Source organism: Burkholderia sp. Bp8998, from assembly GCF_003854235.1.
Classification (GTDB): Bacteria; Pseudomonadota; Gammaproteobacteria; order Burkholderiales; family Burkholderiaceae; genus Burkholderia.
Map to the genome: position 1 here is coordinate 74,487 of NZ_QTQF01000008.1, position 14,322 is coordinate 88,808.

Here is a 14,322-nt window from a genome sequence, read left to right on the forward strand (position 1 = left end):
CGGGCATTTCTCCCATGCGCCACGAAGTTACTTCAGGCGTACATTTCATCCAAATTTTCGTACTCCTCCTATTTTCGCGTGTGCGCGTTTTCGGAAGACTGTCTGGCGAAATGGCGTGTGCGGGCTGAAGGTGCGAATCACCAATGACCAGTCATGTGGGCGGGCGTGATTGTGCGAGCCCGCGCTTCATGTCGAACGACGGGGATGGAATGGGAGCGCGATGATGAAGCTGTCGTATTACAGAGTCAACAAGATCTTCTGGATATGGACGCGATGCGAAGGCAAGGACGGTTGCGAAATTGTTCGTGATGCGAGGTTGTCAATGGGCAAGGCGCCACCACCATTGCCAGAGCCGCCGAAGAAGCCCGAGCCCCAGAAGCCGCGCCCCCGGCGGTTGACTCATAAGGATCGCGTGAACAATACCTTCGATGGGCTGTTGGCCGCGGCCGAGGGAATTTCGCGCTTCAAGAAATGGCTGAACACACCTGATCCGCCGAAGGAACACAAGCCTGCACCGGTCAAGAAACAGGAAAAGGAGTCGACTGTCCCGCCGTTCGATATTCAGGAAATTCCGCGGGCGATGCGCAAGATCTTTTTGCCGAAGTCGGCCGAGTTGATGGAGCGATGGTTTGCCGGACGGCTCAACTATTCGCCGGTCGACGCCGACGAAGGGGCGGAGATCAATCAGGACGGCAAGCCCTATCCGCCTGATATGTACGATACGACGACGATAAAGCTGGATTGGGTGCTCCGCTTTCCTCGTGCCAAGGAGAAATATGACTATCTGATCAATGAAGGCATTCGGTCCCCGAATGCAATCGATGTGCTCACAAAGATGCTCGTGACATACAAGAACCAGGTGATCGATCTCTACACAGGAGACATTTGTAGAAACAATCCTGTGACCTTACATCGCAATTTTCAGTTTCAGCGTGTTGCAGTCGATGGGACGTTCGGGCAGAAGATAAATCTATTGCTGACAGCGGAGTGGGAGCGTAGTGGTGCTCCTGACGATCTCACCGGTGCCCTCGGTTCGTTCGTCATCTACGCCGCCCTTGGTCGTGCACAGTTCTCCTGGGATGTCGAATGGCGCCGGACCGTGGTCGAGGTAACCGGCATTTGGGTATACGTGAAAGACAACTACACATTCACCGACAAACCCGGCGACCGTTCGCAATACTTGGGCCACTGGAGCAGTAACGGCGTCATCGTCGTGCCGCTCGATACGTTCGCGGCCCAGTCTCGTTATATCCCGTATGTCAAATCCGCCGTCACGCTTGGAAATCCTGCGACGAAGGGAAACGTCTACTATCCGGTGCACAACGCCGATTTTCGACAGTGGGCGATCAAGCATCAACGAGGTGGGGATTTCATCATCTACTCTGATTGTCGTTATGTTCCTGTCAATCCGAGTATCAAGATCTATCTATGATTCGATCAGCCAAGACCATCACGCTGCCGAAGTCTGATACAGCGGAAGAACATCCTTGCAACATGGAGAAGCGGCGAACATCAATTGAACGGCGGATGACACCATTGGTTGTTCCACTGGCACGCCGATCGAGGTGTCGCCGTGATAGTTGATTTCGGTGAGCCGCTCGCAGCGCTGTTCGGCGCATCTGCCGCATTGATTACTATCGCCTTCACGGCAATCAAGTGGCGCACGTGGCAAGAGGCGTCACGTGCGAGAGCGACGAAGATCGGCAAGGCGGCCGTGATATTGGCCGCCATCTACATGTGTTACGCGAGTCTCTTCAACAGCACGCCGGATGGAACCGGGTGCCAGAGTTCAGCCTCTTTGGATGGCCTTTACATTGCAGAGCGATGCTTGCTGAAATGGGTGCCTGGGGGGAGTTCCAAGTACGTAGGACGGTTGTTCGACGCAAAGAGTAGAAAGTTGCTCGCCCAACGTACGTTCACTACATCGAGCCCGGCGATCGAGTGGTCCATAAACGGTCGTTCTGCTTACTTCTCGAGGGGAGATTCGGATGATGGCGACGATGAAATAACGCTGCCACCTTCAAGATGGGACAGACTACTTGCCGCGCGCCTACGTTTGTAACAACCGCTACAGGCCCGTTATTTCACAGGCTGGCGTGATCGCATGCGGCGGCACGTGACGCGATCCGCATCCGTGCCGCCATTTCACGACATCGTCCGACCGGCTGACTGAAATGCCGAATCGTTGCTCAGTGCTTGATCGACGCCATGTCCACCACGAACCGATACTTCACGTCGCTCTTGAGCATCCGTTCGTAAGCGGCATTGATCTGCTGCATCGGAATCGTTTCGATATCCGACGTGATCCCGTGCTCCGCGCAGAAATCGAGCATTTCCTGCGTTTCCGCGATCCCGCCGATCAGCGAGCCCGCGAGGCGGCGGCGCTTGAAGATCAGGTTGAACACTTGCGGCGACGGATGGTCGTGCTCCGGCGCACCGACGAGCGTCATCGTGCCGTCGCGCTTCAGCAGGTGCAGGAACGGGTTCAGGTCGTGCTGGGCGGCCACCGTGTTCAGGATGAAGTCGAAGCTGTTCAGGTGCGCGTTCATCTGCGCTTCGTCCTTCGAGATCACCACTTCATGCGCGCCGAGCCGCTTGCCGTCCTCGATCTTCGACGGCGACGTCGTGAACAGCACGACGTGCGCGCCCATCGCGCGCGCGAGCTTCACGCCCATGTGGCCGAGCCCGCCGAGGCCGACGATCCCGACTTTCTTGCCGGGCCCGACGTTCCACTGGCGCAGCGGCGAGTAGGTCGTGATCCCCGCGCACAGCAGCGGCGCGGCGCCGGCCGGGTCCAGCGTCTCGGGCACGCGCAGCACGAACGCCTCGTCGACGACGAGCTGCGTCGAATAGCCGCCGTACGTGACGTCGCCGGTCACGCGGTCCTGGCCGTTGTAGGTGCCGACGAAGCCGTTCTCGCAATACTGCTCGAGGCCTTCCGCGCAGCTCGGGCAGGTGCGGCACGAATCGACGAGGCAGCCGACGCCGACCAGCTCGCCGACCTTGAAGCGCGTCACTTGCGGGCCGGTCGCGGTCACGCGGCCGACGATTTCATGGCCCGGCACGACCGGGTAGATCGTGTTGCGCCATTCGTTGCGGGCCTGGTGCAGGTCCGAGTGGCAGACGCCGCAGTAGAGCACCTCGATCTGGACGTCGAGGTCGCGCAGCGCGCGGCGCTGGAATTCGAACGGGGCGAGCGGCGAGCGCGCATCGGTCGCCGCGTAAGCGTAAGTTGTGCTCATGCAGGGGGCTCCTTGTCCGGGAAAAACGTCCGGCGAATCAGACTGCCGCCGCATCATGTGGCGACGCGGCGAGACAGGTGCCCATCGTAAGGAGCAGGGCGCTTCGGCGAAATACACGAAGGTCTCGAAGATTTGCCTATTCCTCTCGAATTGCGCGCGAACGACCATCAAAATGCTTTCAAGATGCTACATTGCGAGCCTGATTCTCTTGCCGGACAGGACGACGCCGATGAGCTTCCAGCCCCTTTTCGACGACTCGGGCGACCGTGTGCGGCGCCGCATGATCGAGCTGCATGCGCGCCTCGCGCCGAACGAGGGCGATACGCTGGCGGCGCTCGACGGCGTGCGCTTCATTCGCGTGAGCCGTCCCGTGCCTCGCATGCCGGTGCTGTACGAACCGAGCATCATCGTCGTGTGCCAGGGCCGCAAGCTCGGCTATCTCGGCGACCGCTCGTTCGTTTATGACGCGCAGCAGTATCTCGTGCTGTCGGTGCCGCTGCCGTTCGAATGCGAGACCTTCGCGAGCATGGACGAGCCGTTTCTCGCGATCTCGATCCGCGTCGATCTCGCGGTGATCGCCGAACTGGCGATCCTGCTCGACGAGACGCTCGGCGCGGCGGTCAGCGAGCCGCACGGCGTCTATTCGACGCCGCTCGATGCGCCGCTCGCCGACGCGGTGGTGCGGCTGCTCGAGGCGCTCGCGTCGCCGCACGACACGTGCGTGCTCGGGCCGGCGATCATGCGCGAGATCGCGTACCGCGTGCTGACGGGCGCACAGGGCGACGCGATTCGGGCGGCGCTCGCCCAGCAACATCATTTCGGCCGCATCGCGAAGGCGCTGCGGCGCATCCATGCGGACCTGAAGGCCGAACTCGACGTCGAGACGCTCGCGCGCGAGGCCGGGATGAGCCTTGCGGTGTTCCACGCGCAGTTCAAGCACGTGACGGCGACGTCGCCGATGCAGTATGTGAAGGCCGCGCGCCTGCACCAGGCGCGGTTGATGATGGTGCAGGACGGCGTCGGGGCGGGGGCCGCCGCCGCGCGGGTCGGCTATGCGAGCGCGTCGCAGTTCAGCCGCGAGTTCAAGCGGCTGTTCGGCCGCAGCCCGGGAGACGACGTGCGCTGGATGCGAGAAAGCGGAAGCCGGCCCATCGGCGAACCGGGGGCGATCGACCTGGCGACCTGAGCGAACGGCGGCGCGAGAGCGGCGGTGCCGCGCGCGTGAAATCGCGGCGTGCGGCGCTGCCGCCTGCTCAGCGTCGCACCACCTTGCGACGCTGCGCGCTGATGCCCGCGTAGTCGGGCAGCGTGTCGACGCGCAGGCCCGTCGCCTTCGCGTACAGCGGCATGAGATCCGGCAGGCGGTTCAGCAGATCCTGGCGGCGGGCGGCGCTGTACGGGTGCATGTAGATGAAGCCCGACGTCCTGTTCGCGCGCGTCGCCACCGCGAGCTTGTCCCACAGCGTGATCGCCGCGCGCGGATCGAAGCCCGCGCGGGCGGCGATGTCGCCGCCGATCACGTCGGCTTCGGTCTCGTCGGTCGGGTCGTAGCGCAGCGTCTGCAGGCGGGCGCCGAGGTTCAGCGCCTGCGGCAGCGGATCGCCGACGCCGAACAGCGGCGGTAGCGTGGCCGCGCGCAGCGAGGTTTGCGACATCTCGCTGAAATTGCTGCGCGCGTGTTCGCGCAGCGCATGCGCGATGCCGTGCGCGAGCAGCACGCCGAATTCGTCGTCGTTCAGGCGGACGCGATCGAGCAGCCCGCCGTACACGAGCACCTTGCCGCCCGGCAGGCAGGTGACGCGGATGTCGCGCGAGCGGATCGCGTTGACGTCCCACGCCCAGTTCTTCACGCGATCGTTCCATTTCACCGAATACGGCGCGAGCTTCATGACGATCGCGCGCAGGCGCTTCACACGCGGCTGGTTCGCGGGCAGCAGGCGGTCGCTGTCGGCGGCCGTCTGCACGATCTGCGCGTATTCGCTCGCGGTCAGCAGTTCGAGCAGCGGCGACGGGATCAGCGTGCGGAACGCGATCGCGTTGCCGTAGCGGAGCTGCTGCGGCGTCGGCGTATAGGCTTTCGCGGGCACGGCCGCGCCGGTCGGTTGTGCGGCTTCGGCGGTGGATGGCGGAACGGGGAGCGCCGGCGTGGACGGCGCAGCCGGCGCGGCTGCGGAGCCGGCCACGGCCGCACCGGTGTCGGACGCGTGAGCGCTTCCCGCCGCGCCGAGTGTCGCGATGCCGACGCTCAGCGCGGCGGCGACGCGTGCCAGGCGATGCCGGCGATCATTGCGCACGGCTGGCCTCGCCGTTGCGCGCGGCGCCGTTCCACGGCGCGATCTTGAACAGCAGCAGCATGCCGGGGATCGCGAGCGCGGTGCACACGATGAAGTAGTCGAACCAGCCGATCGTCGCGACGATGAAACCGCTCGCGGCCGATGCGAGCGTGCGCGGCACGGACGCGAGGCTCGTGAACAGCGCAAACTGCGTGGCCGTGTAGCGCGGGTCGGTCGTGCTCGCGATATACGCGACGAACGCGGCCATCGTCAGGCCGGTCGTGAAGGTTTCGACGCCGTAGACGATCGCGAGCGCGACCGTCATCGGGCTGAATTGCGGCGTGACGGTGATGCCGAACACCGACAGCGCCGCGGCGATCGCGTGGCTCGTCGATACCGTGAAATCGTACAGCACGGCAAGCACGGGCGAGCCGGGGCCGAGCTGCGCGAGCCACGCGAAGCCGAGCGTCGATACCATCTGCAGCGCGCCGAAGATCCATAGCCCACGGCCGATCCCGATCTTCACGAGCCAGACGCCGCCGATGATGCCGCCGGCGACGCTCGCGACGAGCGCGGTGGTTTTCGCGACGATGCCGATTTCGGTGCGCGTGAAGCCGATGTCGAGGAAGAACGACGTCGACAGCGTGGTCGCCATCGTGTCGCCGATCTTGAACAGGAAGATGAACGCGATGACGAGCAGCGCGCCGGCCCAGCCGTCACGCTGGATGAATTCACGGAACGGCAGCACGATCGCGTCGCGCAGGTTGCGCGGCGGCGCGCCGACGACTTCGGGCTCGCGCACGACGAGCGTCATCAGGATGCCCGGCAGCATGAACGCGCCGGTGAGCGCAAACACGGCGTCCCACGGCATGTGGTCGGACAGGATCAGCGCCAGCGAGCCGGGGATCAGCGCGGCGAGCTTGTACGCGTTCACGTGCACCGCATTGCCGAGGCCCTGTTCGGTGTCGCGCAGCAGTTCGCGGCGATACGCGTCGATCACGATGTCGGAGCTTGCGCCGAAGAACGCGACGAGCGTCGTGAGCGCGGCGACCGTCCAGATCGAGTCGCGCGGCGACACGAAGCCGAGCGCGGCGATCGCGCCGGCGACCAGCACCTGCGTGAGCAGCATCCAGCCGCGCCGGCGGCCGGGCCGCCAGCCGGGCAAGCGCGGGATGAAGCGGTCCATCAGCGGCGCCCACAGGAACTTCCACGTATACGGGAACTGGATCAGCGCGAACAGGCCGATTTCCTTCAGGTTCACGCCCTCGGAGCGCAGCCATGCCTGCACGAGGTAGACGAGCGTGAACAGGGGGAGACCCGACGTGAAGCCGAGGAACACGCAGATCAGCATGTGCGTGTTCAGATAGGCTCGCCAGCCGGGGTGATCCTCGTGAGCGGTGAGCGCGGGCGCCTCGTGTGGCGTTTTGGACATGGACTGGAACTGGGTAGCGTTGACTGATTGCGGCGGCAGCGCAGGCGGTGCGGACGGCGCAGAAGGGGCGGCCGCACGCGCGTGCGGGCCGGATCTTCGGTCAACAGCCCACCGGCTCAGCTGCGCTTGACGCGGTAGACAGCAAGACTACCACGCCAGTTCGCTCCCCATCGAATCGGCTGGCCTTCGTGCAGCACCACGCGGTCGAGGATCGTCACGCCGACTTCGGGCGCGAGCGCCTCGAAATCCTCGATCGTCAGCACCCGGACGTTCGGCGTGTTGTGCCACTGGTAGGGCAGCGACTTCGACACCGGCATCCGGCCGTTCAGCACCGACAGCCGGTGCGGCCAGTAGCCGAAGTTCGGGAACGACACGATGCATTCGCGCCCGACCCGCGCGGTTTCGCGCAGGATCGCGGCCGTCTGGTGAATCGTCTGCAAAGTCTGCGACAGGATCGCGATGTCGAAGCTGTGGTCCTCGAACAGGCGCAGGCCGTCCTCGAGGTTCTGCTGGATCACGTTGATGCCGTTCTTCGCGCTCGCGAGCACGCCCGCGTCGTTCAGCTCGATCCCGTAGCCGGTCACGTCCAGTTCTTCCATCAGCAGCGCGAGCAGCGAGCCGTCGCCGCAACCGAGGTCGAGCACCGTCGAGCGCGGTTCGACCCAGCGCGCGATCGTGCGGAAGTCCGCGCGCGCGGACAGGGAATTCAGCGCTTGCTGGTTCATGCGCCCACCTCGTTGGCGATTCGTTCGTAATACGCGCGGAGCAGGTTGTGATAGCGCGCGTCGTCGAGCAGGAACGCGTCGTGGCCGTGCGGCGCGTCGATCTCCGCGTAGCTGACCGTGCGCTTGTTGTCGAGCAGCGCCTTCACGATCTCGCGCGAGCGGGCCGGCGCGAAACGCCAGTCGGTCGAGAAGCTCGCGATCAGGTATTTCGCCTGCGTGTGCGCGAGCGCGGCCGTCAGGTTGCCGTCGAACGCCTTCGCCGGGTCGAAGTAGTCGAGCGCGCGCGTGATCAGCAGGTACGTGTTCGCGTCGAAGTAGTCGGCGAACTTGTCGCCCTGGTAGCGCAGGTACGACTCGACCTCGAACTCGACGTCGAAGCTGAAGTTGTAGGCGTCGAGCGCGCCGTCCGCGCGGCGCAGCGCACGGCCGAATTTCTCGGCCATGTCGTCGTCGGACAGGTACGTGATGTGGCCGATCATCCGCGCGACGCGCAGGCCGCGCTTCGGTTTGACGTTGTGCGCGTAATAGTCGCCGCCGTGGAAATCGGGATCGGACAGGATCGCCGAGCGCGCGACCTCGTTGAACGCGATGTTCTGCGCGGACAGCTTCGGCGTGGATGCGATGTCGATGCAGTGCGCGACGCGCTCCGGATACATCAGGCTCCATGCGAGCGCCTGCATCCCGCCGAGGCTGCCGCCCATCACCGCGGCGAAACGCTCGATGCCGAACGCGTCGGCGACACGCGCCTGCGCATGGACCCAGTCCTCGACGGTCACCACCGGGAATTTGGCGCCGTACGGTTTGCCGGTCGACGGATCGATGCTCATCGGGCCGGTCGAGCCGAAACACGAGCCGAGGTTGTTCACGCCGATCACGAAGAAACGGTTGGTGTCGAGCGGCTTGCCCGGGCCGACCATGTTGTCCCACCAGCCGGTGCTGCGCGGATCGTCCGCGTAGACGCCGGCGACGTGGTGCGACGCGTTCAGCGCGTGGCAGACGAGCACCGCGTTCGAGCGCGCGGCGTTGAGCTCGCCGTACGTCTCGACGACGAGCTGATAGTTGCCGATCACGCTGCCGCTTTGCAAGCGCAGCGGTTCGGCGAAGTGCATGGTCTGTGGAGCGACGATGCCGATCGATTCCATTCGTTCCGCCTTATGACTGGGCGGCTAAACGGTGTCGGCGATGCGCGGAGGCGAAGGTGCGCGGCTGACGACCTCTTTAGCCGCATTTGTAGTGAACCGCCGGGACAAAGATATACATCCATGCCCGGCCGGTTCGCGCGCCCGCAATCGAGTCAGCAAATCGGCGCGCTTCCGACTGCCGCCAAGCGGGCGGCAGTCGGAGGAGTATAGCGGAATTCCGCGGGGCGCGGATTTCATGCCCCGCCGGCGGTCTGCGCGGCTTACCAGCGATATTTTGCCGAGAGTTGCCCCCGGACGACCGAATAGTCGGACAGATTGCCTTCCACGCCGACGCTCGCCGATATCGAGAATTGCCGGCTCAACTGCCCGGTCGCGCCGATCCGGACGGCAACCCGGTCGCGCGGTACGCTGAACGAGAACGCATTGCGATCGAGCGTCAGCGAGCGCGAGCCGGGGCCGTGCCACCAGTTTGCCTCGATGAACGGCCGAAGTTCGCGTCCATGCGGCATCGCGGTGATGCCATGCACGCGCACGCCCAGGCGGGTGAGCACGTCGGTGGAGCCCTCGCCGTCGATCCGGCCGCCGGGCGTGGCGTGTGCGTCCGCGCGATAGTCCGACACGACGACCTGCGCTTCGGGTTCGACGAAGAAGCGTGTGTCGCCTCGCTCGTAGAAGGGCAGTGAATAGCCCGTTTCGAGCGAGCCCGTAACGGTTCGCGATCGGTACGAGTCGGCAGCCAGACTGCCGCCGATGCTGTTCGCATACGCGCCATACATGAACCACGCATCGACGTACGGGCCGGTCAGGATGTCGCGGTTGCCGTACCACGTGCCGTACAGCCCGACGTTGTAGCCGGAGACGCTGCCGCGCGCGGTGGCGTTCATCACGCGGTGCTCGATCGCGTTCCACAGGGGGCGCGTCGACCAGTTCGTCTGGCTGCCGTACATGCCCATCGCGCCGACCCGGATGCTGCCGCCGCGACCGTCGTTGAAGCGGAGCAGGTCGGCGCCCGCGTGGATCAGGCGGCCGTTACCCGACACGCTGCGGTTGCCGCCCGACATCGACGTCATCTGGCCCTCGGCACGCAGCCAGACCGCACCATCGAGCGGGCCGGCTGCTTCGGTGCGCAGCGAGCGATCGTCGCGCTGATGCAGCGTGTGGATTGCCATCGTCGACGCTGCATCGGCGTTCGCGAGATACGCATCGGGCTCCGGGGCGGCAGTGCGAGGGGGCGGAACGATTTCCGGGCTGATCGGCGGATCGGGATCGACGGGGCCGGGCGGCTGCGGCGGTTCCGGCGGCTGCGGCGGTTCCGGCGGTACGGGTTTTGCCGCGGAGACGAGATACCAGTCGTCCTCCCGGCCGCCCTGGCCGCCGCGCTTGAGCATGTAGTCATAGCCGCCGGCCGACAACGTGCCGAAGCCGTTCCGGTAGCCGTCCGATCCCGCATCGAGCGTGAAGGCCGACGCGTCGGTCGTGCCGCCATTGCGGGTTTCGACGAGCGGGATGCCGATGGTCGTCGGCGCGCCGTCGCCGCCGGAACGCTTGACGACGATGCCGGTGTCGCCCGACGCGTGGCCGCCGTCGATCACGAGGCGATCGGTCGGCGACGCGTCGTCCTGCAGCGTCGTATGGAGGACCAGCCGGCCGTTGCGGGCCGTATAGTCGCCCGTCACGACGAGTGTGCGTGGTGTCGGCGTGCCGCGTGCCGCGGGCGCGGCGAACGCGATCGTCGAATCGTTCAGCGCGACGGAGCCGACCGTCGAATTGGCGGTGACGGTCCAGCGGCTGTTCGTGTTCAGCGACAGTGTGCGGACCGCGTCGGTCGAGCCGGTCCATACGGATGCATTGGCGAGCGAGACGTCCGTCACGGCATCCGTCGGGCTGCCGTCGTCGGTCGGCTGGTTGACGATGTCGCCGTCGGCACGGGAGCCGGTGTCGAGCGTCAGGCGCACGGGAGCGCCGGACTCCGCATGGACGGATAGCAGCGTGCCGTTGCCGCCGATGGCGTGCGTGCCGTTCTTCAGCGCGATGATCGCGTCGGACGCGTCGATCGCGCCGTGGCGTTCGCTGATCAGCGAGCCGTCGTCGATCGTCAGCGTGCCGCCGTAGACGGCCGCTGCATGGGCGCCGTCGCCGGTCGCGCGCGCGCTGCTCCGCACCAGGTCGATCGTGCCGCCGGCGCTTGAATAAAGCGCGGCGGCTGCCTTGCCGTGGGTTTCGACGCTCGTGTCGACGAGGGACGCGACGGAGTCCGTGCCGGCCGACATCACGCCGCGCGCGCGTTCGCCGTCCGTCGTGATCCCGCCGCGCGTCATCGCGATCTTGCCGCCGAGGCGGGCGATCACGCCGATCGCGCGGTCGCCGGTGGTGGTCACGAACGTATCGGTTGCATTGACGACAGGCGTATCGGTGTATTCCTTCGATGCATAAAGCCCGTGCGCGCTCTTGCCGTGCGTGATGACGCGCGTGCCCGCGAGTTCGACGCTGCCCTCGCGCGTGTCCACGCCGAGCGCGTAGTCGCCGGCGGTTTCAAGGTGCGAGTCGCTGAATGCAACCGTGGAGGCGCTCGGCAGGTACAGCACCGACGCATAGTCGCCATCCGTGCGGATATCGGTGCGGGTCAGTGTCGCGCGGACACCACCGTAACTGATGGACAGGCCGACGCCGAACAGGCCGCTGGTACGAACCAGCGTATCAGCCACGTCGATGGTGCCGCCCGGCGCCAGGATCGCCGTGATGCCATGTGCTTCCTTGCCGCGTGTCACGATCACGCTGTCGGAGAGCGTGAGGCGCGCGTTGGTGCCGTCGACGGACGCGCCATGCGAATAGTCGCTGTCGGTATCGATGGACACGCGTTCCGCGGATGCGTTGCCGCCGTTACGAAGTTCGATGCCGGCGCTGGAGCCGCCGCGAGTCCGGATTTCGGTATCGCGGAGGACGATGCGCGACGTGCTGCCCCACGCGGAGACACCCGCGGCGCCGTTGCCGGTCGAAAAAACGCGGGTCCGGCCGCTGGTCGTCAGGATGCCGCCGTTGATCGCGGAAAGCACGGCTTCGCCGGACTTGCGCGTCGAATATTCACCCGGCGCGACTTCGAGTTCAATGCCGTCGGCTCGCTGCGGGCCGCCGCCCGTGACTTGTGCGGTTGACGGCGACGACATCGCCGCGCCTGCGAGCAGGGCCGAATGTGCGACATACAGGCGGACGCGCGCACGGGCCGAGATGAAATAACTGCGGTTCACCAGATCACCTTTCCTTTCTTGAGTAGGTGAAAAGTAGTTCCATTGAGCACGTTTGGATATTGGACGAGTTCGAATTTGTGGAAGGCGCCGAAGGGCGGCACGGCGTACACGTGAGGCGCGAAGGCGCTTCGGTGCCGACTCCTGGATGATTGCGGGCGTGGTGGGGCGGACCCGGAACCGGGCCGGCCAATTGCGTGGCGCCCGGCGCGAGCGTTTCCGGCCGGGTTCGTGAGGGAATCCTGAAAGAGGTGAGATGCAGTGACGACTGCTCGAACGACCATGCCGTCCGCGGGCGGATCGATGGCCGCTGGTCTGCCGAGGATGTGGGGGAAGGGGCGCACCCCCGCGCCCCGGTGACGATCCGGCGCGCGGGACGTGCGCCGGATCGTGGACTTTACTGATACATGATCGAGTACATCACCGAGGTGTTCACCGTGCCCTGGCCCGCGGCGCCGCCCGTCGCGACATACTGGGCGTAGTACGGCAGGTCCGCAGCGCCGTCCTTCAGCGCGACGGCCTTCGAGTTTTCATCGGCCTTGCCGACTCCGATATTGCTCGTGTCGCCGTTGAGCAGGCCGACTTCGACGTTCTTCGCGGTGCCCGATGCGTTGAGCAGCTGACCGGTCGTCGAGTTGACCGTGGTGCCCGGTTCGAAGTGCGTGTAGACGTTGCCGGTGGCCGGCGAGCAGTTCTTCAGGCCGATCTTGAACGGCGTGCGGCCGGCCGTCGCGCCGCCGCTGGCGAGCGACGTCGTCGACACCTTCGGCAGCGCGACCGTGAAGTCCTTGCCGCCCGTGCCGTTGCCGTCGATCGTGCAGGTTTGCGTACCGATCTTGCCGTTGATGGTGATGGTGCCGTCGGCGGCGTGCGAGACGGCCGGCATCATGGCTGCGGCAGCGACGGTGAGAGCAGCGATGCTGGAGAGTGCGAATTTCATATCAATTTCCTCGAGTACTGGTTGAAAAAACGCGGACTCCGTCGTCGTGCCGCCTGCTCGCCGGGACTGGCCGTGCGTGCGGCATGTCGAGTTCATCCGATAAGCACCTTCCGATGAAGTCCTGTCGGACTGCTAATCAGAAGCTTGTTCCGGTCACCGATCGGGCGGTGACCGATGGAGCGCGCCGGCTGCGTGAAACTGGGTTGCGGCCGGCGCACTGCCGAATTGCTTTGATCGAGTGCGACGCGTTCACTGATAGCTCAACGTGAACGTCGCGGCGCCCTTGACCTTCCCGCCGGATACGACGCCGGTCGCGATGTATTGCGCGCTCAGCGGGATGCTGCTGACCGACCCTGACGATCCGACGTACCACTGGTTCGGGTTGCCGACCGCGGACGAATCGGGACCGTAGCTGACGGGTTGGCCGTTCCTGAGGATCCGCAGCTTGACGCCCTTCGCCGTGGCGTCCGGCGTGAGCGTGAGTGCATTGCCCATGTTTCCCGGATCGGTCAGGTCCGTCAGCGTCACGTAGAGGTTCGTACCGGCCTTGCAGGACAGGCTGATGGCGAAGTCGCGATCGCCGGCTGTCATGCCGACCGCGTTCAGCTTGCTGGCGGCGACCGGTGGCAGCGGGACGTTCACGTTGTTCGTCAGGACGGTACAGCTGGCCGGCGTGAGCGCGATGTTCCCGGTGTCCCACCAATAGGATCTCCAATACCCTTTCAGTTGATTGGTATTCCTGTTGAATGCTTGTATTTCCGAGTCGTATTGAGTCATGTTGAACAGGACTGCATTGGGATAGTTGTAGATGTTGTCGCTCAGTTTGATCAGCTCTTTCTTGATCCTCAGCACGCCTTGGGTAGCCCCGGTCTGACCGATTGGTGGCCCCCACGGCTGAGTAAGAGCGGTATTCGCCATCATGACTTCACCCGTATCCAGGTTCGTCGTGCGGATGCCAACGTACAAATAGTGAACAGTATTCGAGCCGGTCAACCCGCCGGTGTTGTAGGCCCCCGGTATGTTGGTCGGGTAGTAATACTGCGCGAACCTGAACTCCCATCCGCCGGGATTGGCGTCACACTTGTACGAAATGTCCTGGGTCGCGGTTCCAATTACGGCGCCGTTCGGCAAATTGGGCGGAATGACGAGTTTCCCTCCCTTGACGAATCCGTAGGGCCAGAAGATCCCATTGGGGGGGGTGTCAAACTTGCAGTATTGCGCATGCGCAATGCCGATACCGCATGCCACCGGCATCAACCAGACGATGAGCAGCCGGAGAAGATGAATGGCGAATCTGCGTGGGGTGAACTTCATGAAACCTCACCG

The 14,322-nt window shown here is 64.9% G+C and carries 10 protein-coding genes; 2 read left to right on the forward strand and 8 right to left on the reverse strand.

Annotation, left to right across the window (positions count from 1 at the left end):
- The first annotated feature begins 220 nt into the window (after positions 1-220).
- Positions 221-1,432 carry a DUF6402 family protein gene (locus DIE06_RS11210; RefSeq protein ID WP_124661475.1) on the forward strand — a complete coding sequence of 404 codons (1,212 nt, stop codon included), beginning with the start codon at positions 221-223 and terminating at the stop codon, positions 1,430-1,432.
- Between the two features lie 757 nt (positions 1,433-2,189).
- Here DIE06_RS11210 and DIE06_RS11220 read toward each other — a convergent pair.
- Positions 2,190-3,242 (reverse strand): NAD(P)-dependent alcohol dehydrogenase, encoded by a 1,053-nt coding sequence (locus DIE06_RS11220; RefSeq protein ID WP_124661477.1) that lies wholly within the window; start codon positions 3,240-3,242, stop codon positions 2,190-2,192.
- Between the two features lie 229 nt (positions 3,243-3,471).
- Here DIE06_RS11220 and DIE06_RS11225 point away from each other — a divergent pair, with 229 nt between their 5' ends.
- Positions 3,472-4,428 carry an AraC family transcriptional regulator gene (locus tag DIE06_RS11225; protein ID WP_124661478.1) on the forward strand — a complete coding sequence of 319 codons (957 nt, stop codon included), beginning with the start codon at positions 3,472-3,474 and terminating at the stop codon, positions 4,426-4,428.
- Between the two features lie 67 nt (positions 4,429-4,495).
- Here the strand turns inward: DIE06_RS11225 and DIE06_RS11230 are convergent, their stop codons facing one another.
- The 7 genes from DIE06_RS11230 to DIE06_RS11260 all read right to left on the reverse strand — a co-directional run bounded on the left by DIE06_RS11230 (position 4,496) and on the right by DIE06_RS11260 (position 14,310).
- Positions 4,496-5,536, reverse strand: a complete 1,041-nt coding sequence (locus tag DIE06_RS11230) for a M48 family metallopeptidase (protein ID WP_124661479.1) — start codon at positions 5,534-5,536, stop codon at positions 4,496-4,498.
- On the reverse strand, positions 5,526-6,947 hold the full coding sequence (locus DIE06_RS11235; protein WP_124661480.1) for an AmpG family muropeptide MFS transporter: 1,422 nt from the start codon (positions 6,945-6,947) through the stop codon (positions 5,526-5,528). Before DIE06_RS11235 ends, DIE06_RS11230 begins: the two co-directional genes overlap by 11 nt.
- 116 nt (positions 6,948-7,063) lie before the next feature.
- Positions 7,064-7,672: a methionine biosynthesis protein MetW gene (metW, locus tag DIE06_RS11240; protein WP_006755281.1), complete on the reverse strand. Its 609-nt coding sequence runs from the start codon at positions 7,670-7,672 to the stop codon at positions 7,064-7,066.
- Positions 7,669-8,814: a homoserine O-acetyltransferase gene (locus DIE06_RS11245; RefSeq protein WP_124661481.1), complete on the reverse strand. Its 1,146-nt coding sequence runs from the start codon at positions 8,812-8,814 to the stop codon at positions 7,669-7,671. The genes metW and DIE06_RS11245 overlap by 4 nt, the downstream gene beginning before the upstream one ends.
- A gap of 260 nt (positions 8,815-9,074) precedes the next feature.
- The gene (locus tag DIE06_RS11250) at positions 9,075-12,059 is read right to left on the reverse strand and encodes an autotransporter outer membrane beta-barrel domain-containing protein (protein ID WP_260433595.1); all 2,985 of its coding nucleotides are present in this window, start codon (positions 12,057-12,059) and stop codon (positions 9,075-9,077) included.
- Between the two features lie 394 nt (positions 12,060-12,453).
- A complete protein-coding gene (locus tag DIE06_RS11255; RefSeq protein WP_124661482.1) occupies positions 12,454-12,996 on the reverse strand; it encodes a fimbrial protein in 543 nt (180 codons plus the stop codon).
- Positions 12,997-13,245: 249 nt separating this feature from the next.
- Complete coding sequence (locus tag DIE06_RS11260) at positions 13,246-14,310, reverse strand: fimbrial protein (RefSeq protein WP_124661483.1); 1,065 nt, start codon at positions 14,308-14,310, stop codon at positions 13,246-13,248.
- Between the last annotated feature and the right edge of the window lie 12 nt (positions 14,311-14,322).

Coding starts and splice junctions, on each gene's coding strand:
- DIE06_RS11245 (WP_124661481.1), bottom strand. CDS start 8,814: ATGGAATCGATCGGCATCGTCGCTCCACAGACCATGCACTTCGCCGAA.
- DIE06_RS11255 (WP_124661482.1), bottom strand. CDS start 12,996: ATGAAATTCGCACTCTCCAGCATCGCTGCTCTCACCGTCGCTGCCGCA.
- DIE06_RS11210 (WP_124661475.1), top strand. CDS start 221: ATGATGAAGCTGTCGTATTACAGAGTCAACAAGATCTTCTGGATATGG.
- DIE06_RS11220 (WP_124661477.1), bottom strand. CDS start 3,242: ATGAGCACAACTTACGCTTACGCGGCGACCGATGCGCGCTCGCCGCTC.
- metW (WP_006755281.1), bottom strand. CDS start 7,672: ATGAACCAGCAAGCGCTGAATTCCCTGTCCGCGCGCGCGGACTTCCGC.
- DIE06_RS11225 (WP_124661478.1), top strand. CDS start 3,472: ATGAGCTTCCAGCCCCTTTTCGACGACTCGGGCGACCGTGTGCGGCGC.
- DIE06_RS11260 (WP_124661483.1), bottom strand. CDS start 14,310: ATGAAGTTCACCCCACGCAGATTCGCCATTCATCTTCTCCGGCTGCTC.
- DIE06_RS11235 (WP_124661480.1), bottom strand. CDS start 6,947: ATGTCCAAAACGCCACACGAGGCGCCCGCGCTCACCGCTCACGAGGAT.